Source organism: Microbulbifer maximicatervae (SeqCode), assembly GCF_056231245.1.
On record NZ_CP174334.1, the window covers coordinates 1,758,427 to 1,777,457 of the forward strand.

The 19,031-nt window shown below is 48.7% G+C and carries 12 protein-coding genes; 6 read left to right on the top strand and 6 right to left on the bottom strand.

The window, feature by feature from the left end:
* Nucleotides 1-2 precede the first annotated feature (2 nt).
* The 3 genes from ACJJIS_RS07625 to ACJJIS_RS07635 all read left to right on the top strand — a co-directional run bounded on the left by ACJJIS_RS07625 (nucleotide 3) and on the right by ACJJIS_RS07635 (nucleotide 4,346).
* Nucleotides 3-641: a LysE family translocator gene (locus tag ACJJIS_RS07625; RefSeq protein WP_475709897.1), complete on the top strand. Its 639-nt coding sequence runs from the start codon at nucleotides 3-5 to the stop codon at nucleotides 639-641.
* Between the two features lie 775 nt (nucleotides 642-1,416).
* Nucleotides 1,417-2,118: a YopT-type cysteine protease domain-containing protein gene (locus tag ACJJIS_RS07630; RefSeq protein ID WP_444907936.1), complete on the top strand. Its 702-nt coding sequence runs from the start codon at nucleotides 1,417-1,419 to the stop codon at nucleotides 2,116-2,118.
* Nucleotides 2,119-2,762: 644 nt separating this feature from the next.
* Nucleotides 2,763-4,346: a bifunctional AfsR/SARP family transcriptional regulator/alpha/beta hydrolase gene (locus tag ACJJIS_RS07635; protein ID WP_475709898.1), complete on the top strand. Its 1,584-nt coding sequence runs from the start codon at nucleotides 2,763-2,765 to the stop codon at nucleotides 4,344-4,346.
* Nucleotides 4,347-4,445: 99 nt separating this feature from the next.
* Here ACJJIS_RS07635 and ACJJIS_RS07640 read toward each other — a convergent pair whose 3' ends face one another.
* Complete coding sequence (locus ACJJIS_RS07640; RefSeq protein ID WP_413662424.1) at nucleotides 4,446-4,781, bottom strand: hypothetical protein; 336 nt, start codon at nucleotides 4,779-4,781, stop codon at nucleotides 4,446-4,448.
* Between the two features lie 1,047 nt (nucleotides 4,782-5,828).
* Here ACJJIS_RS07640 and ACJJIS_RS07645 point away from each other — a divergent pair.
* Together ACJJIS_RS07645 and ACJJIS_RS07650 are read left to right on the top strand one after the other, a co-directional pair.
* Nucleotides 5,829-6,782: a helix-turn-helix transcriptional regulator gene (locus tag ACJJIS_RS07645; RefSeq protein WP_475709899.1), complete on the top strand. Its 954-nt coding sequence runs from the start codon at nucleotides 5,829-5,831 to the stop codon at nucleotides 6,780-6,782.
* A gap of 104 nt (nucleotides 6,783-6,886) precedes the next feature.
* Entirely contained in the window at nucleotides 6,887-7,336 is a 450-nt protein-coding gene (locus ACJJIS_RS07650) for a GyrI-like domain-containing protein (protein ID WP_475709900.1), read from the top strand.
* A 299-nt stretch (nucleotides 7,337-7,635) separates the two neighbouring features.
* Here ACJJIS_RS07650 and ACJJIS_RS07655 read toward each other — a convergent pair whose 3' ends face one another.
* Nucleotides 7,636-9,603, bottom strand: coding sequence for a DUF3604 domain-containing protein (locus ACJJIS_RS07655; RefSeq protein ID WP_475709901.1), 1,968 nt, complete (start codon nucleotides 9,601-9,603; stop codon nucleotides 7,636-7,638).
* A 282-nt stretch (nucleotides 9,604-9,885) separates the two neighbouring features.
* Here ACJJIS_RS07655 and ACJJIS_RS07660 point away from each other — a divergent pair, with 282 nt between their 5' ends.
* On the top strand, nucleotides 9,886-11,565 hold the full coding sequence (locus ACJJIS_RS07660) for an NAD-dependent malic enzyme (RefSeq protein ID WP_475709902.1): 1,680 nt from the start codon (nucleotides 9,886-9,888) through the stop codon (nucleotides 11,563-11,565).
* A gap of 44 nt (nucleotides 11,566-11,609) precedes the next feature.
* Here the strand turns inward: ACJJIS_RS07660 and ACJJIS_RS07665 are convergent, their stop codons facing one another.
* From ACJJIS_RS07665 to ACJJIS_RS07680, 4 genes are all read right to left on the bottom strand, one after another.
* A complete protein-coding gene (locus ACJJIS_RS07665; RefSeq protein WP_444893513.1) occupies nucleotides 11,610-12,914 on the bottom strand; it encodes a patatin-like phospholipase family protein in 1,305 nt (434 codons plus the stop codon).
* Between the two features lie 41 nt (nucleotides 12,915-12,955).
* Nucleotides 12,956-13,750, bottom strand: coding sequence for a M48 family metallopeptidase (locus ACJJIS_RS07670; protein ID WP_475709903.1), 795 nt, complete (start codon nucleotides 13,748-13,750; stop codon nucleotides 12,956-12,958).
* Between the two features lie 7 nt (nucleotides 13,751-13,757).
* Complete coding sequence (locus ACJJIS_RS07675) at nucleotides 13,758-17,054, bottom strand: type I restriction endonuclease subunit R (protein WP_475709904.1); 3,297 nt, start codon at nucleotides 17,052-17,054, stop codon at nucleotides 13,758-13,760.
* A gap of 64 nt (nucleotides 17,055-17,118) precedes the next feature.
* The gene (locus tag ACJJIS_RS07680) at nucleotides 17,119-18,921 is read right to left on the bottom strand and encodes an anti-phage dCTP deaminase (protein WP_475709905.1); all 1,803 of its coding nucleotides are present in this window, start codon (nucleotides 18,919-18,921) and stop codon (nucleotides 17,119-17,121) included.
* Nucleotides 18,922-19,031 lie beyond the last annotated feature (110 nt).

Below are 19,031 nucleotides of genomic sequence, written 5' to 3' on the forward strand. Positions count from 1 at the left end.
TTATGAATGAAATCCTCGCATTTGCTGCAATCTCTCTTTTGTTGGTTATTTCACCAGGGCCGAACAGCGTCCTGATTCTTAAAACAGTAGCTAGTAGGGGGCTGAGGCCGGGAGTAGAGAATATTTTTGGGCTGGTTTCAGCAACATTTGCCCATGGTGCCATTTCAATTTTGGGCTTGTCGGCGATTATATTGCAGTCGTCTGAGGTTTATACAATTATCAAATATCTTGGGGCTGCCTACTTGGTTTATTTGGGTGTGAAAACGATATTAGCCACGCTGTCAAAATCTTCCGTGAAGGATACAGGGGATGAATTGTCACCAATTACAGCAGCTCCTGGGAACTCATACCGAAATTTTGGTGAGGGCTTTCTAACCCAGATTCTTAACCCCAAGGTATCGATGTTTTATCTCGCGGCCTTTCCGCAGTTTATCTCAGTTGGCAGCTCTAGTTACTATGAGGCTTTCCTGCTGGTCTCACTTCATGCATCAATAATATTCCTGTGGTTTCTGGCACTTGCGACTATGTTGTCGAAGTGGAAAGTGGCTTCCATTGGTGAGAATATGCAAAGATGGGTTCAGCGTTTTAGTGGTGGCCTATTGATTGGTTTTGGCAGTTTAGTGGTTCGCCAGGATACTTAAGATTCTCTCGTGTAACTGATGTTGCTTCCAGAGCTTCCAGTATTTACTCCTTCCGCCCTAGGTTAAAACTTCCCCTGGCGTGTATGGAGCACAACAGTAGCAATATCCCTCCGAGACAAAAAAGAGCCACGATGTAGTGGCTCTTTAGCCTTTTTGATCCAAGTTCATTGATTCTTACTTCTGATCGTTTGTTTATGTCTCTTTTGAGTACGTTATGCGGTGTAGCGAAAGGTACGGATTGGTGCCTGTTTACCGAGGGTAATTAAATCAATGTGTTGATTTAAAATTAACTGGGTGTTTAGTCAAATTGCTGTACTGATAAGTATATTTAAAACCAGTCTCTATTCAGAGGCCCCTTAAGTAAACCGAAATACCTTGTTGCCTATAGTGAATTTTAAATAACAGTAATTATTTTGTGGTTGTTTTGCCTGATGGCGACATTGATCGCTTATCGTGGACTTGTAGTCTGTAAAAATATAGCATGTTGAAAACGTTATATTTTCGACCATTCAAACTAATATAGTCATTGCTAAGCTGCGTTTTAATTTTAAGGTTCTCTTAAAGGTGGGTGATACCTCAGTGTTTTGTTTGTCACTTTCTTGTGATGAGTTGATCGGTTGAGGTGCATTCTTTGAATTTTGTCGTGGTTTTTAAAGGAAATGTTCGGGTGATATTTTTTCTAATAATAATTAATCACTAAATTTGCACATTGCTTGCATAAAGCCCGGATAATATAAATAAAGCCGAATATTCGGTTGTGATGTGAGGATAAAAAATGCCAAGTTTACTGAATAGTGATGCAAGTGCGTCCAATTACGGTGGGCAGTTAACCTGGAAGTTCAGTCAGGGAAGCTATTCAAAAATTACCAAAAAGCATCCGCATACCAAGGGTGGGATTTGTGAGGCTCTGTCAGTTAGCTGGGTCAGTAAAGCCCTTCAGTCGGGGCTTCAGGATGCGTTAACTACCGGTGGCAGTATTGATGATACAAAAATAGCCGTGGTCGCTCAGAGATTTGCCTCTATGTATCGATTTAAGTTTGCAAATGGAACTGAGGGTAGGCCTAGCACATCTTTTGAGATGATTAAGGAGACTAAACAATATTTGGAATCTCAGGGGTTTCGCAATATTGGGCAGGCGGGTAGCGGTATTGCACAGAAGAAGAAAAGTCCTTCGTTGAAAGATCAGTTTGCTGCGTCTTTTGATGCTCTTGAATCCAAAGATTGCTTCAAGCAGCAGTCTAATACCATCCACTGTATGTTGAGAACTGCAGGTACTGGGTGGGGGCATGCGATGGCATTTCGCATTGAGCCATCTGCGGATAAGGTAAGCTACTTTTTTGACCCCAATAAGGGTGAGTTTAAGTTTCTGAAATATGCACAATTTAGAAAGTGGTATGAGCATTATCACAGTGATTCTAGATTGTATAGAACTTCAAGGGCTCTGGGATTTGATATCTTTGTGCACAGTGACAGATAGTTGAGACTTGTAAGGTAGCGCTTGCGCATTTGCAAAGTGTTTTAGGTAGTTGGGCGGGGTGTTCACAGGTTGTAAGCCTGGCGAAGTCGCTCTCCCTTCTACTTTTGGCTCATACGATTCTTTATTGATAACCCTTCCGTAAGTTTGTTTTAGTATGAGTTTCTAAGGGCCTTTTGTGAGTCAAAGCTCCAAATATTGGCCTAGGCTATAAGGCCCATACTGACATGGTTTTGATTTTGAAAATGGGTTTTTAACTCCTTTCCGATACGGTTGTCCGGCTCCTCAATATGTTTGCTCTACTTCTTGTAGATGCCCATTATATATTGGGGGTATCTAGCCCTTCACTGGGGTCCATTTGGGGCATTTTCAGAATCTCCTGATAAGACTATCGAGCCAGACTAATTCTTCGATTCCACTCTACCCCCTAAAGAAGCCCAATGGAGTGTGCTTTCTTGGCCAGATTTAAGCTTCACTGCGCCGTTGGTATTCTCATTGCTGTCTATCTTGGAATAAGCGTTTTTGGCAGAGGGTTTCACATCTTTCGCGAACGGTGTTTGCAGCTAACAATTATCCTTGAGAAAATCACCGGCGCCTTTCTCTGAGAAATGCTAGTACCTTACATTTCAGGGGTTAATAACTTATCAATGGGAATCTCAATCCAAATGCTGGGCGACTTGCTTGTCTCCCGTGATGGCAGCCCTGTTAATCTACCACCTTCAAGAAAAACTCGAGCACTTTTGGCTTTCTTACTGTTGGCTGCTAGACCTCACAGGAGGGATCGCTTATGTGAGATATTTTGGGAGCTGCCCGATGATCCTCGCGCCTCCCTGCGCTGGTCTTTGAGTAAAATTCGATCCATTGTCAACGACCCAGAAATAGAGCGCCTCATTGCTGATAGAGAGCGTGTCAGCTTGGATACGAAAGGCATTTGTATTGATGTTGCCCAAATAGCACTCAAGCTTGATTCTCCTGGGGTGCTCGCAGCAGAGCTGGAGGATATTCATCGACAGCTGCAGGAGCCTTTCCTGGATGGGATCGATCTTCCCGATCAAGAACTATTTCAGCGGTGGTTACTGTCTGAGCGTCAAGAGATTGTTCAATTGCAAGGGAGGGTGCTGTCCCGCTTGTCCTCTCACCCGGGCGTTCCTATACCGGACCAGTTAACTTGGGCCCGCAGCTGGGTGGCATTGGAGCCCTATAACCCAAACGCTGCAACGCAGTTACTGCATTTGTTGAGCTCATTGGGATTGAGTAGTGAAGTGGAGTTCGAACGGACAAGGCTTGCTGACAGATTCCGCAAAGCAGGTATTACATGGTCGCCCTGCAGGCTTGGTGAGTCGGTAGTTCAGGAGTCCGGTGATGATTTGGCTACGGGGCGTAAACTGCTAACTCAACAGAAGGTTGAGTTTTGTACGGCCAGCGATGGTGTGCGTATTGCCTATGCCAAGATGGGAGAGGGGCTTCCAATAGTTAAAGCCGCAAACTGGTTGAGTCATTTAGAGTATGACTGGGACTCTCCCATATGGAGTCCATTGTTTCGGGAGCTTTCTGTCGACCACCAGTTTATTCGTTACGATGAGCGTGGGAATGGCCTTTCGGATTGGGCGGTTGAAAATATCTCTTTTGAGTCGTTTGTTACAGACCTTGAGACTGTCGTCGATGCCTGTGAAGTTGATAACTTTACCTTGCTAGGTATATCGCAAGGAGCAGCAGTATCTATTGAATATGCAGTAAGACACCCGGAGCGAGTTAGGCAGCTGATTTTGTTTGGGGGTTATCATGCAGGTTGGCGAATAGGTGCCAGTGAGGCCACGATAAAAGAGCGTGAAGCAGTAATGACCCTGACAGCGACGGGCTGGGGGCAGGATAACCCTGCTTATCGGCAGATTTTTTCCACGACATTTATGCCAAGCGCGAATGCCAGCGAATTAGAGTGGTTTAATGAGTTTCAGCGGCTGACTACTTCGCCGGAAAATGCTGTCCGCTTCCTATCGGTTTTTGGCAGTATTGATGTGCGGGACAAGCTCAAAGAAATTAATGTGCCCACTTTAGTGATCCATTCACTAGGGGACCAGCGTATCCCTGTTCAGACGGGCTGTGAAATTGCTTCTGCTATACCTGGCGCTCGATTTGTTGGTCTTAATAGCGACGGTCACTTACTCCTGGGGCGTGAGCCTGCCTCCAATGTATTTGTGGAGGAAGTTCGTCAATTTATATCAAAGCATTAATCGCCGATAGTGTGACCTATAAAAATAATAAGAGGGAGGGCGGTTCTGCGGTGCAGCCACCCTACTCAAAAACCAACAACTAAAGCTCTCGAGGGTTGGCTAGAGGTAAACAGCAAGTTCTTTAGCTGAAAGATAGCGAATAGATGCTTCTGGAAATTTTCGAATGATATCGAGGGCGGCGGAGCGGGCATCGGCCTCATCGGCATATATATTGGGGAGTTTAACATTGGAGGTTGTTCTACCCGATATATAGCGCATTACCACGATATATCGCCCTTTCCATTTGCCCCAAAAAACGTCATTAGGAGCGTTGTTGACTGAGGACTTTTCAGGGGCTGCTTCTTTCTCTTCCTGGGGCTTAAGCTCCAACTCCGCTTCTTGCTCCCACATAAGTTGGGCAAGCCGATTTAATTCTTTAGAGTAACTAGTTGACATAAATCTCAAAGGCTTAAGAGTTTATTGGTTTAGGGTGTTTTGCTGATTACTAATACTGGCAAATTAAAGAGTTAACAGAAAAGATCTTAATAAATACTAATCTATAATTGAAAAATAGAAGTTAAGTATGGGTATGACCTTATCCGCTTGCATAGTTTATATATAAAACTTCTCTCAATTTATCAATAAATATTCCACTTGGTTCCATGGCACCTATTTGGTGCAGAGTCCGTCATGACGAGCCGAGGGATATTGTTAAAAGCTATCTTCTCACATTTTAGAAAAAAATCATACCTGGTACAAATCAAATGTTTATTAAGTTTAAAGGTAGTTAAGTTAACAGCTGCATTACCCGGCAGTATCTTTGTGATTACCTAGCGGTTTTTGGGTGATTACACCAGAGTGAGGGGCTTAATCAGGCAAATTGTTTGGGTTTTCCATAATTTACAAAGCCAGTAGATGGTTATGGGGCCTGTTTTAGATATCTTTTGCCAAATACCTGAGGTCTCTCATTACCACCGGGCTGCTAATGAATACTTAGGGTTTTTAAGTCAGTAATTTTCATATGGTGACACTATTTCTAATAGAATAGGCGATGCTTAAACCTCACAATCCCTCACTCTCAGAGACTCCTCTTGTTCCGTTTAAGGTAGTGTAAATAAATGTAAAGGGTGCATTGGGGTGTCTACTTGCTTTGTCGCGCATGAAGAATAATTGAATTTTGGAAGGGCCCGCTAAGTAGTGCAGGATTGTATGTTCCTGTTTATAGGTTAATTTATGAGACCTTCCCCTTATCCTGGCTAATAAAGTTGCCCTTCCTAAAGAGGTTGGCACTTTAGTCCTGCAAATAGTTTCGCTGTATCCGCCTTTCAAATGATTCTTCAAACGCTCAATTCAACGATTGTGGGTTTTAATGGCTGAACTCGAAAGCGGCTTTGTCTCCCCCTTGGTGACCACGCACCCCGTGCACGGATCTCTTGATGAGTGCTCCCTGAGCACAGTGGAAACAAAAGTGTCGTGATTGGAGCTTGGCTTCAGCTGAGTCAGGTGAAGCGTAAAGATACAGAAGAAGTAAATTTAGTGGTGAATTCCATGATTGCCCCTCGCCAAAAGGATTTGGACACTCACATAAGGCAAAATGTCTTATTTGAAAGTCAGTATTTAGGTGACTTGTTTCGGTTTCAAAAGATACTTGTTTCACCAAATGGAAATGTTTCAATTGGGTTTTCTTCAGATTTTAATCTGACAATGGTGATTTCAGGTGTTGCTGATATCAATAGTGATGCTTGCGAATTCCCTATGGCTTCGGGGGAGATCTGGCTATCGGGTGAAATGAGCCATGTTACAGTTGATAATTTGTCTGAGGGAGAAGACCTAATAATCATCTGTGCGAGTATCAGCCCGGTCATGCTGACACGATTTTATGAGCGACACACTCGCGTACTGATTAAAGCAAAGAATGCCCTTGCATCCAGCGTGACAACGCTCCCCAAAAGTGTGCCTTTTGTTTTTCCAGAGTGTGATCTCACACGCTTTACTCTGGACTCACTGAGTGCATTTAGCAAGTTAAATGATGAGAGTTTGAATTATTTAAAGCTGGAAGAATTACTTCTCTTAAAGCTAAAGGGTGCTTGCGGTTGTCGCTTAGCTGACGAGCTGCTTCGGCATGTTAATCCGGTGAACGAGCGTTTCCGTCGATTTATGGAGGAAAATGCTACTCAGCACTGGTCTGTAGCAAATTATGCTAAACAGATTGGGATGAGTCTTACATCATTCAAGAATAAGTTTGGCCAAGTCTTTAAAGCTGAGTCACCAAAGGCTTGGATTAACGAACGTAGGTTACAACATGCTGATATTCAGTTGAAGACTACCAATAAGCGTTTAGTCGATATAGCTCTGGAGAGCGGATTCTCAAGTCAATCTTATTTTACCCAGCTTTATAAATCGATGTATGGGTACCCCCCTTCAGAGGTAAGGCAGAAATCCGTAAAGTCAGCTTGAAAAGGTACTTGTGATTTCTTGTGACCGTGTGCGCCTGGCCAGTTCCCGGAGAGCTGTTATAGTATTCGGCACTCTACGAATAACTAAATAATTGGTCCACAGAAATGGAAGTTAGAGAATTAGAAGGCCTGGAATTAGTGGGTTTTTATACCCGCACTAAGAACGCCAATGAGTCTGACCCGAAAACAGCAAAGATAACGCCAATGTGGGAACGCTTCGGCGCAGAGGCTGCCCCCAAATTAAGGGGCAACCCTAAGGTATTTGGTGTTTACTCCAACTACGAATCTGACCATACCGGCTTTTTTGATGTGTATGCATGTTCAGATATGTTGTCGAGGGATATGTCTGAGGATTTCAAGTCGATTCAAATACTGCCCGGCAAATACCTAATGTTTTCCGCCAAAGGGGAAATGCCTCAGGTCGCCATTGATTTGTGGGGCGAGGTTTGGAGTTATTTCGCTGTGGAGGATTGCCCCCATCAGCGAGCTTTCACCACAGATTTTGAGCGGTATGTGGATGGAAATGAGGTTCAGATAGCCATATCCATCAAGTAATTGAATCGCGTATATATACGGGCTATTTAAGGAGCCTCTGAATAACTCCGTAATGCCTCTGCGAGTCTTGAAGGCTGCAGATGTTAGGCGCAGCTCGCCGCGAATGGCCGTAGCCCTTTACAAGAGCTGCAACGCAGCAGGTGCGGCCTTCAAGGCCCGCCCTTCGGGGCTTGCAGAGCGATTCACACTCCGCGTTGCGACTTCTTGAAAGGTCTAGACATTCCTGCGAAGCCGCGCCTTGATTGTGAACCGCTCTGAAAGCCAGAGGTATCACGGAGTTATTCAGAGGCTCCTTAACTCTAGGGTGAATACCAAATTGGCGAGCTGAATGCTCGCCCCTGCTGGGTAAGGGGTACTTTTTCATCCATTTCAATACCGAAGCGTACCTTGTCAAATAGAGTCCATCGGGGTGTGGGTATCTCCAGGGCGCGCAGGTAGTAGACGGCTCTTTCCTTGGGGTTAAAGTCGGGATCTTTGAATACCGCGATTAGCTGAGGGGAGCCGATGGAGTTGGTGTATTCCGCCGTCTTCATATCCACAGTAGTCCCAACTGGGGATAGTTTTCCCTCGGTATCCAGCTTACGGCTTCCAGACCATTTCACATTAAAGATCTTTTCCCGGGTGAGTCCGCTGCTATCCAGCCAACCCTTGATGATTTGGATACGGTCCAGGTTGGCGCCCTCAGGGTCTTTCAGTGCTGCGATAAGGAATGTCGGTACCTGTCCCTCACTGGCTTGAGGTAGTTTCCCGCCCATTGGTACGCCTTTTTTATAGCCATTGGCGACCAGATCACCGTGAATATCCCCATCGTTATAGTCATAGCCTCCAAAGAAGCGAACTGAGATCCGGGGGCCTGTGGTGGCGAAAGTCTCTTTGCGGTACATCGCATCCCATATTGCCTCCCGGGTATTCTCGTTGGCCCAGACTCCCGTAACGCCTGAGGCAGCTTGTTCCCAGCCGAAGTACTCTCCACCAACCCCCTTGAGCAGGGGAAACGCCCAGCGCTCCTTGTTGCTGGGTTCCAGGGTCTTGAACTTGCCAAAGAAGTTGTCCTGGTCCGGTGTCGAAAGCCCGGTATGGGTGTCGGTAGCTGCGTTTGCGCCTAGCACGAAAGGGTTGGTGCCCAGCTTCTCCTCCAGGCGAAGGCCAGACTTCAGTGCCTCCCTCCAGTACTCGTATTGCAGGGCACCGGGGGGCTTGGGCTTTAAGATCAGGTTGCCTCTATCCCACAGATCCCAGTTGGCAAATTCATCTTCCGGGGAGAGGGCAGGGTGGGACTCACTTTGTCCCTTTACCTGTACTAGCTCGTAAAGGGGTTCATAACGGGCGCGCATTTGTGCCCACTCCGGAGTGAGTTCGGAGCCATCAAACTGCCGCTCGATAAACATACGGCCATTAGACATATTGCCGTTGTGGGGGATGGCGAGCATTCGGCCACCGGTTTTGTCTTCGTAGGCTTTCATCCACTCCCAGAGTTTTACCGGGTTTTCGGTATCAAAGGTGGTTAGGGGGAGCAGGGTCTTAGTGCGGTCTGCGCCATCACGAAAAATAATATTGCGGTGCAGGTTGTCGCCACCATCGGCGTTAACTGTCCACTCAAAGGCGATAAAGGTAGAAAACTCTCCGGGTTTGTAATATTTCTCTGCGGCTTCAACGGTTTTTTCCCAGGCGGATTTCATCCATTTGGGGTCCATTACTTGCTCGGGCAGTTTGCCTTCTGATTGAAGCACGATGACTTCACTTTTTGCTTCATTGGTCGCTTCTTCACTGCCTGAAATTAATGCCTCGCGCCATTTTTTCAAGGTGGCATTGGACATCATTTCCGGATTGCCATCGACGATCTCGCTGATAACTCCCATACCGTCTGAATGATCGGTGATCATGAACCAGTCGTAAGGGCGGCTGAGCTTGGCTTTCAGTCCGCTGTTGGAGGTAACAGTTTCTCCCAGGGCAAATCGATAGGCGTCATCTGGAGTAAGAATTGCGCCATCCAACCCCGCATCTACCGACCAGCCAGTATGGACATGTGTATCGCCAAAATAGACATTGCGAGCGATGCGTTTATTGCTGTCCCGTTGGGCTTCCAGCTCCGCTTCTATCTCCGGTGCCATCGCCGTGAGCGGCCGTTGTTTTTCTGGAGTGGCGTCCTCTGTCTGTCGGGCGTTTGAATTTGTATTTTTATCTCCGTCGGGCTTTTTACTGCAACTATAAAGGCTGAGTACAAGAATAAAGAGGAGCAGGGTTAATCCAGCTTTGCTCTTGTGCATCGATGGCGGCTCCATTTCCTGAATGTGTCGGATCGCTTTTTAACTTAAAAGAATTCGTTGCGAAGAGAAGATAAATTACAGCTAGCATAGTTGAGCGACTCTGTTTATTCGCGAATTGGGCCACACCGGGGGCCTTGTTATCTATCGGCACAATAGATAGTCTTCGGCTCAAGTTGAGTTAGCACATTTATGCAACTTCAAGAACATGGTTGGCTAATTCAGTCATATTGAAATATGGCTACGCAATAATCATCGCTTCGGGCGATAGGCAAAAGCAGGCATATGAGTAACAACGAAAAGCGTCCACTTTACATCCCCCACGCAGGCCCCTCCCTACTGGAAATACCACTGCTCAATAAAGGCAGCGCATTTAGCTTGGAAGAGCGTCTCGAGTTTAATTTGGTCGGTCTTCTGCCGAATACCGTTGAGACGATTGAAGAGCAAGCCAAGCGCGCTTACCTCCAATTCCAGCAGTGTAAGACTGGCTTGGAAAAACATATCTACCTGAGGGGAATCCAGGACGACAACGAGACGTTGTTCTTCTATCTGATCGAACATCATACGGAAGAGATGCTGCCGATTATCTACACCCCCACTGTAGGTGCAGCTTGTGAAGAGTTTTCCAGTATTTATCGCAACCACCGGGGATTATTTGTCTCCTATCCGGACCGGGAATATATCGACGATATTCTGCGCAGCGCCACTAAAGAGAACGTCAAAGTTATTGTGGTGACGGATGGCGAACGGATACTTGGGTTGGGTGACCAGGGTATCGGCGGCATGGGTATCCCTATTGGCAAGCTCTCCCTGTATACCGCCTGTGGCGGTATCAGCCCGGCTTATACCTTGCCTGTCACCTTGGATGTTGGCACCAATAACCGCACTTTGCTGAATGATCCCATGTATATGGGGTGGCGCCATGAGCGGATTTCCCAGGAAGAGTACGATGAATTCCTGGAGCAATTTATTGAAGCGGTAAAACGTCGCTGGCCCAAGGTATTGGTTCAGTTTGAGGATTTTGCCCAAACCAATGCCACGCCGTTGTTAGAGCGCTATCGCGATCGCCTGTGCTGTTTTAATGATGATATCCAGGGCACGGCTTCTGTAGCACTGGGTACTATCCTGGCTGCCTGTAAGACCTGGCAAGAAACCCTCGCCGCGCAGAAGGTGACGATAGTGGGTGCCGGCTCAGCAGGGTGTGGTATTGCCGAGCAAATCATCAGTGCAAAAGTGCAGGCCGGTCTATCCGATGCCGAGGCTCGCGAACAGATCTTTATGTTCGATCGCTACGGGCTTGTGACTTCCGATATGAAAGGCCTACACGACTTCCAAGCAGCTCTGGCCCAGGACCCGAGCAAGTACGATGGAGTGTCCAGCTGGAACCTTGAGACATTGATCGGCAATGTTGAGCCCAGCATCCTGATTGGTGTGTCGGGGCAGGGTGGCCTGTTTACCCAGCCAGTAATCGAAGCATTACATAAGGGGCACCGCCGTCCTTTGGTGATGCCGCTGTCAAACCCCACTTCCCGTGCTGAAGCGACTCCAACTGAGATATTCAGCTGGACCAAGGGCGAAGCTTTGGTGGCTACTGGCAGTCCCTTTGCAGCGGTAGAAATCGATGGCCATCACTATGCGGTAGCGCAGTGTAACAATGTCTATATATTCCCGGGTATTGGCCTCGGCGTGATTGCTTCCGGTGCATCCAAAGTGACTGACAGTATGTTGATGGCAGCATCCAACGCCCTGGCAGAGCAGGCGCCGGTGGTGAAAGATGGCGAGGGTGCCTTATTGCCACACCTGAATGATATTCGCGATGTGAGCATGCATATTGCCAGGGCAGTGGCTGCCCAAGCGCAATTGGATGGCGTTGCGCCCAAGGTGAGCCGCGAGCATTTAGAGCGTCTGCTAGAGCGTAACTTCTGGCGTGCAGATTACCGCTCTTACCGTCGTCGCTCTTTCTAAATAAGGGTGCTGGGCCCGCTGCGCCTATCGCATCGGGCCTGTACTTAAGCCAGCTTTTCCCCGGTATAGAAGGAGTCCGGCTGGCGCAATACCAAGTAATCCTCCCAGTGGAATCCCTGATTCAAAAACTCAATTGCTGCATTGACGCCAGATAAGAACAGGTGTTCGCAGTGGTGGTCCGGCATAGAAAAATCCAGCCAGTGCGGGTTTTCTCCAGTATCGGTAGGGTTAATGGGGATTTCTTTTACCAGCGCATGGTATTCCGCGTTCAAGCTCGCACGCACATGGTTGTCGAGCATATTGCGACAAGTGCTGATCAGCCCCATCGCAAACCTTCCTACCTTATCTGATTTTGGCTGGTACAGATCCACTTCCAACTTGATCCCAAAGGTTGGCAATTTGGGGGTGCCTATGGGTTTATGGAAGATATCGAAAGGGAAGTTGGAGACAAGGCCGCCGTCAACAAATTCAATATCTTTGGGAAAGCCAGCGCGGAAAAAACGTTTGGGATCACCGATGCCTTTAATGCTGCGCCAATTCTCGGCGACAGTATTGCACTCACTTAATTGGGGGATGCCCTTTACGGTGTAGGGCTTAAAGAAGCCGGGTACCGACATGGAGGCACGCACGAACTCTGCCGGATTTACTGCGCTCGGATTATCGAAGTAGAGCGGCGCCTTGGCTGGAAACACCGCGCGGGTCTCTGTAGTGATATCCGCTGCCACCAGGGCAACCTCGCCGCTACCTATCAAGTGATCTGGTGTGCCGCGGTACAGGAGCTGCGGGAACTGGTTAATTCTCTGGTTGAGCTGTGCGGTGTTGGTAATGCCCAGCTGTTTCAACTCCGTTTGTAACCACTGGGTAAAGGTATCTCCCGGATTCAGCCCCTTATGTCTGAGCAGGTGCCGCAAGGTGCGGATAGAATCGAAGGGGTGCAATGCCAAACTGCTCATCAAGCCTTTGCCCTTGAGCAGGCGCTGTACCGTTTTGCGCGCATAGCGCTCGCCATCTTCAAAACTGGCAAAGTCCGCATTGGCCAGGATACCCAAGAGCTTTTCGCTCTTGCCAGTGCTCGGTGTACCGGCCGCCGCCAAGAAGAGTGCATTAATGGCGCCCGCTGAGGTTCCTGCAATTTTGCGAAACCGAATTCCCGCCTTTTCCAAAATGTAGGTATATCCCACCAGGGCGATCCCCAGCATACCGCCACCTTCCATCACGATATCGACATACTGAAGGCCCTGGTTGTCCTGTACATCACTGAATACTTTGCCCTCAATGGTGGACTTGGATGCCTGCCAGTGTGCATCCGCTTTTGCGATGGCGTTTTCAACCCATGGCGATTTTTGCATGTCGGCTTTCCGTAGTGTGACAGCGATCTACTTTAGATAACTTATGTGCAGGTTGGTGAAAAAGCCAGGGTATCACCCAGAATCAAATTCGCCATAGCATCCAGTTTGTTTTTCGTGCCTTCCCACCTGGGCATCACTTGATTCATTAAACGGTAAAATCGCTCGCTATGGTTGTGTTCGGCGATATGGCAGAGCTCGTGCAAAATCACATAGTCGATGCACTGGCGCGGTGCTTTTACCAGGTGGGGATTGAGGGTAATGCGCCCCTGGGGGGAGCAGCTGCCCCACTGGGTTTTCATACTGAGGATACGCAGGGGTGGGCGCCCAGAAACCCACAGGGTCTGCTCAAGCAGGGCATCCAGGCGGCGGTGAAAAATTTCTTTGGCGCGCGCCTTATACCACTCGGCCAAAAGCAGGCGCACTCTTTCGGGATCTTTTTTCCGCACGGAAACTTCCAGCTTGCCACGCAGTAATTTCCCCTGCTGTTGGGTGTCTTCAGACTCAATAACTTTCAGCAGATATTGCTTGCCAAGATAGTAGTGGCTCTCGCCGCTGATATATTGCCGTGGTGTTATATATTCCAGTGCTTTGCGGAAATCCCTCAGCTGCTGGTAAATCCAGCGCCCGCGTTTTTTTACCGCTTTTAATACCGCATCGTTATCAATAGGTTCCGGTGCGCTGACCACCACACGGCAGTCTGGGTGCACTTTGATCAGCACTCGCCCACTGGCCTGGGAGCGGGGCTGGCATTCAAAAGTAATGCGCTCATCCCCATAGGCAAAGCTCAGTTGCCGGGAGTTGGGGTTATTTGGGGGGGAAGTAATAGGCACATTCATGCCGGGATTAGTCTCCGCTTAAACCAACGCGGGTGATCTGTAGGATCATCTCCACCATTTTCTTGGCCTGCACCATACCACTGCCGATGGATTTGCACTCCATAAATAATTTGGGCATCAGCTTTTTATGGATATCCTTCTCAATATTTTGCGGGCTGATGGAGTGCTCCATTACGGACTGGACAACCATTGTATCGATCTCGAAGGCCAGCTTGATCCACTTATCCTGTACCTGGCTATCACCAACCGCAAAAACCTCCGGCAGGTTTTTTTTGAATACACCAAAATAGGCCTGGGCGTGGCGATTATCGGCAAAGGCATTGGGTATTTCATCCAGGTTGCGGGCTTTTACCTGGGTTTCCAGTGCTTCGAACAGCAAATACTGCTTGAGCGGGTGATCGAACAGTTTTTCCGCCTCCTCAATGGCTTGCAGCAGTAACTTGGAAAAGGCCTCCTGGGCATAGGGGTCGTCGCGCAGCTCCTGCTCGATCATGCGGGTCACGCGGGTTTTGATAATGTCGGTTTCGTTGCGGGTTTTGTCCTCCCCCCAATCTTCAGGCCGCTCCGCCTTGCCCATTTTATTGACTTCGTATTTGCCTTCGGGCTGTAAGATTTCTACCCCCACCACATGCTTATCCAACAGGTTTTTAACCTGGGCCGCGTAGTGGTCGTAGTCCACAGACTTTTCGGTTTGCTGTAGCGCCCACTGGCGTAGTTTGGCGAACTCTTTAATTGTCTGTTTGTAGTGCTTGCGGTCACTATCGCTAAAGCTTTTATCTTCGAAGAAGGTGGCCGATTGCAAGGCTACTTTCAGGCAGGTGGTGAAGTCAGTGAGAGCTTCGTAGAAGTCCTCGCGCACTTTTAGGTTTATATCGACCAATTCACCATTGCGCTGTTCAATTTTGGGCACTATCACCTGGCGCAATTGCTCGGTGTCCTGCTTATTTTTCACACCGGCGAAAATGCCCCAAAGGTTTTTATACAGCAGGGGCAGGCGCTTGTACTCGCTGCTCATGGGGCTATAGAGCCCGGCGATATCGTCGATATCGTAACCGCCCTGGGTGCGCGCGGCCAGATCCTGGTATTTCTGCATGGTGGTATCCAGCTCTGCCAGGATGCCCCGGTAATCGATTAGCAGGCCAAATTTTTTATCCGGGTGCAGGCGGTTGACCCGCGCGATCGCCTGGATCAGGTTGTGTTCCTTGAGCGGCTTATCGATATACAGCACCGTATTTTGGGGCTCATCGAATCCTGTCAGTAGTTTGTCCACCACAATCAGCAATTTCAGGGAGTCGTCTTTATCGAAGCGTTCAATCACTCCCTGGGTGTAGCGCTGTTCATTTTGCGAGCCCACATTGTCTTTCCACCACTTCACCACCTCCGGCATCGAGGACTCATCTACCGCCTCGTTGCCCTCGCGGGTATCCGGTGCACTGATCACTACCGCCGATTCAAATTTCTGCGCTTCTGGCCAGTGCTGTTGGGCCTCATCCAGGTACTTTTTATATTGGATGGCAGTGGCTTTGCTATCGCAGGCCAGTTGGCCCTTTAAACCCGCATCGATGTTATTAACAAAATGGGTGGCGATATCGGTAGCAATCAGTCGAATGCGATCGTCTGCAGTGTAAATCTCTCCCTTACGGGCAAACTTGCGCTTTAAATCTGCCTGCTGCTCCTCACTTAACCCCACCGTAATGCGCTCAAACCAGCGGTCGATGGCGCGCTCGTTAACATTCAGGTCCGGGATACGCTCTTCGTACAGCAGTGGGGTTACGGTGCGATCCTCCACCGCGCGCTGCATGGTATAGGCATGGACTATGGGGCCGAATTTATTGGTGGTTTTGTCGTCTTTCAGCAGGGGCGTGCCGGTAAAGGCCACAAAGGCGGCATTGGGCAGGGCCTGGCGCATACGGATATGGTTTTCGCCGCCCTGGCTGCGGTGGCCCTCGTCGATCAGCACAATTAGGTCGGTACTGTCGTTGCGACACTCCGGCAGGGCGGTGGCGCCAGTAAATTTCTGCACCAATGAAAAGATAATGCGCTCGTTGCCGCTGCCAATCTGCTCGGCCAAACGCTTGCCGGAAGTAGCCATGGCCGCTTCCTTATCTTTCTTGCCCGCCAGTTCGCCGCCGCTGGCAAAGGTATTGCTGAGCTGGCGCTCCAGATCTACCCGGTCGGTGACAATAACCAGGCGGCTCTGTTTAAGGCTCGGCTGGAAGATCAGCGCCTTGCTTAAAAATACCATGGTGAAGGATTTGCCCGAGCCGGTGGTATGCCAGATCACGCCGCCCTCCCGCGCGCCGTCATTGCCGCGCTGGGCAATGCGCTGCAACAGTCGTTTGATACCGAATACCTGTTGGTAACGGGCGACGATTTTGCCGGCCTTTTTATCGAACAGGGTAAAGTAGCGGACCATCTCCAGCAGCCGCTGGGGCGATAGCAAGCTGATCAACAGCCGATCCTGGCCGCCCAGGGCCAGCTCGCCGCCGGCGATCAGGGTCTGGTACCAGTCCAGATCTGCCGGAGAGCGCTGTTTAAACAGGGTTTGGATTTGTTCGCTGGAAAGGGGGCGGTTTTTGATCGCCAGCATTTCCCCGTCGGCGATATCCTCCTCGCGCCAGGCCGCCCAGAATTTTGCCGGGGTATTACAGGTGCCGTAGCGGCCCTCGGCGCCGTTGATCGACAGCAACAGCTGGCTGTAGGCGAACAGTTGCGGGATTTCATTGGGGCGCTGGTTGCGCAGACTCTGGGAGATACCCTCGTCGATAGAGGGGCCCTTCTTGCCATCCGGGCGCTTGGCCTCGATCACTACCAGGGGAATACCGTTGACGAAACACACCATATCCGGGCGGCGGCTCTCTACGCCGCTGGCGCGGGTTACGCTGAATTCCTCGGTAAAGGCAAAGTGATTGTTTTCGATGGTGTGCCAGTCGATCAGGGCAATGGTGGGGGTGGCTTTTTTGCCATCGACAAACTCGGTCACCGAAATGCCGTAGAGCAGGTGGTTGTACAGCTCTTCGTTGGCCGCAAGCGGTCCTTTGTTCAGCGCTGGGCTGCACACGATGCCAATCAGGTGGTCGATGGATTTTTGCGAGAGCGGCTGCTCTTTACCGGCGAAATGGAAGGTCCGTTTGCCCAGCTCCCGGCGCAGTATCTCAGTGAGCACCACCTGATCCTGGCGTCCACTGCGGGCTTGGTTGGCCTCGGCGGGGGGTAAAAACGACCAGCCCAGATTGCACAACAGGGCCAGGGCGGGGATTTTCGCGGAGTATTCTTCCTGAAACCTGGGAGGAGACTGCATCATCCAGCGACTCTCATATCTTTGCTAAAGCTTATTTCGTATTCAGTTAGTAATTTGGTTTGACGTTTTACGTGTGATCATCCCAAATTGCCACTGCGGCCTTCTCTATTTCAACATAGGATTTCGGTACTAGCGGGGTACGAATCGGAGCGGATTCTTTGCTCCACTCGATGGTAGATCCCTCTTTATCTTTTCTACGCAGTTTAGAACCGGCACCCAAATTCATAGAGAACAAATCGAGGAAGCGGCGAGGCCCGATACCAATAAATGGTTCAAAAGTGACAAGGTGATTTTCTTCACTCGACGCATCGAACTCCGACTTGAGTTGAATGGATTCCGAGTGGAAATCAAGGGCTCGGCTTTTGGGGTAGGGCTCCACATAAACTACTCGTTTCACACCGCTAGCAACAATATGCTTTGCGCAATTGTGGCAAGGGAAAGTTGTGCAATAAAGTGTTGTGCCTATCGTTGAAATACCGGAGCGACTACAGGAAAGCAAGGCGTCCATCTCAGCATGTACCACTCGGCCAAATTCTGTTAAGTCAGAAATCTTACTGTCCTTCAGAATTTTTTCGAGATCTTTTTGCCTCTCAGGGTTCACAAGCCCCTGTTTTGCTATTGAGGTAATGATGTCCCCGATGATTTCGGCCTGTGCTTTTTTATTGGAGTCACCGTCTCTGGTGTAGTCCTTTCCATCCGGGTGATCAGTAATTTCTCCTGTTTCTGGGTCTTCTTTTGCCCAGTAGAGACCGCCTCCTGATTTTGGTGCGTCATTGGCGCCGGTGGCGATAATCTGCTCTTCGCGACTGATCACTGCCCCGACTTGCCTGGACAAATCCCCTGATCGCACAGAGCTGTTAAAAGCCATAAACATGGCAAACTCATCAAATGTTGGGTTCTTATAAGGGTGGGAAAAAATAAGCTCAAGGAAACGTTGAATCCTATTTTTCACCTGATCATTATTGTTGCCAAGGTTCAGGAAAAAATCGGCCAAATGATAGGTGTCTCTGGTTTTTTGGCCATGGTCAAACGCCTCATTTTCATCAATTTTAATAAGTTCTTCAGCCTGGGCCTGATTGCATCTTCTTTCTTCGGTCAGGTACTTGCGGCGGCGTTTTTCATCGGCATGAATGCCAATAAGGTAAAAGCCATCTGCATAAATTTTCCTAAGAAGTTCTACTTCTCTAGGGTGTTTAAGGGAATTGACAATATAAGCTTGCTTGTGATTTCCTGATTCACGTGTTTTGCTTATTTCTTTGGCGACACCTGCAGCGAGTATGGCATTGTTGTTAGTCTGCTTTCGTAATGTATCCCCAGCGAACATATAATGCTGGATTCGTTCATATTCGCTATTTATATTATCTTTTGCCGGTAAAATTGAGGAAACTGTAATTTCAGTTACGCTATAGTCGAAACCCTCAAGACGATTTTTCAAAGGATCGATAACCCGTCTGGATTCGGTTCCTACTGAGCTGACAATACCGATAACTAACTCTCCTTCATTGATTCCGGAAGCTAAGAAGCGGTGTTCAAGAGCGAGTTGTAAGCTGGGTTCAGGGTTGCTGTCAGGCACTACGGCTTCAATATTGAGTTCAGATTGAGTCTCTGATTCTGATAAAGGTATTTCCTTATCCCCGGGTTCTGACTGAATTTCGTTGGGGTAGAGCAACGCGGGGACCCTATTCTCTAGGAGACTTCTATCAGAACCTTTACCCTGAAATTGCAGAGTGCCCGTAGAATCATACCAATTGAGCACGCCACGCCCGAGACGGAACACTTTTTTGTTGGGTTGAGATTCATCCCATTGTCCCACTAAAGTGGACAATTTTTGTTTTAGTTCTTCGAAAGAGCCAGTGAATTTAGTACTCATTGATCGTCCTTGATAATGATTAGAATTTATTTGACCCTGCCCCTTTCTGCCTACTGGCTATCATTGGGGCAGGGCTTGTTCCTTTGACTCAGGCAGTAGGTCTTTTGTAC

What these genes read in the sequence shown, in the direction of transcription:
- ACJJIS_RS07635 (WP_475709898.1), top strand. Translation starts at nt 2,763, where the DNA reads ATGGGAATCTCAATCCAAATGCTGGGCGACTTGCTTGTCTCCCGTGAT.
- ACJJIS_RS07655 (WP_475709901.1), bottom strand. Translation starts at nt 9,603, where the DNA reads ATGCACAAGAGCAAAGCTGGATTAACCCTGCTCCTCTTTATTCTTGTA.
- ACJJIS_RS07670 (WP_475709903.1), bottom strand. Translation starts at nt 13,750, where the DNA reads ATGAATGTGCCTATTACTTCCCCCCCAAATAACCCCAACTCCCGGCAA.
- ACJJIS_RS07680 (WP_475709905.1), bottom strand. Translation starts at nt 18,921, where the DNA reads ATGAGTACTAAATTCACTGGCTCTTTCGAAGAACTAAAACAAAAATTG.
- ACJJIS_RS07675 (WP_475709904.1), bottom strand. Translation starts at nt 17,054, where the DNA reads ATGATGCAGTCTCCTCCCAGGTTTCAGGAAGAATACTCCGCGAAAATC.
- ACJJIS_RS07660 (WP_475709902.1), top strand. Translation starts at nt 9,886, where the DNA reads ATGAGTAACAACGAAAAGCGTCCACTTTACATCCCCCACGCAGGCCCC.
- ACJJIS_RS07665 (WP_444893513.1), bottom strand. Translation starts at nt 12,914, where the DNA reads ATGCAAAAATCGCCATGGGTTGAAAACGCCATCGCAAAAGCGGATGCA.
- ACJJIS_RS07640 (WP_413662424.1), bottom strand. Translation starts at nt 4,781, where the DNA reads ATGTCAACTAGTTACTCTAAAGAATTAAATCGGCTTGCCCAACTTATG.
- ACJJIS_RS07630 (WP_444907936.1), top strand. Translation starts at nt 1,417, where the DNA reads ATGCCAAGTTTACTGAATAGTGATGCAAGTGCGTCCAATTACGGTGGG.
- ACJJIS_RS07625 (WP_475709897.1), top strand. Translation starts at nt 3, where the DNA reads ATGAATGAAATCCTCGCATTTGCTGCAATCTCTCTTTTGTTGGTTATT.
- ACJJIS_RS07650 (WP_475709900.1), top strand. Translation starts at nt 6,887, where the DNA reads ATGGAAGTTAGAGAATTAGAAGGCCTGGAATTAGTGGGTTTTTATACC.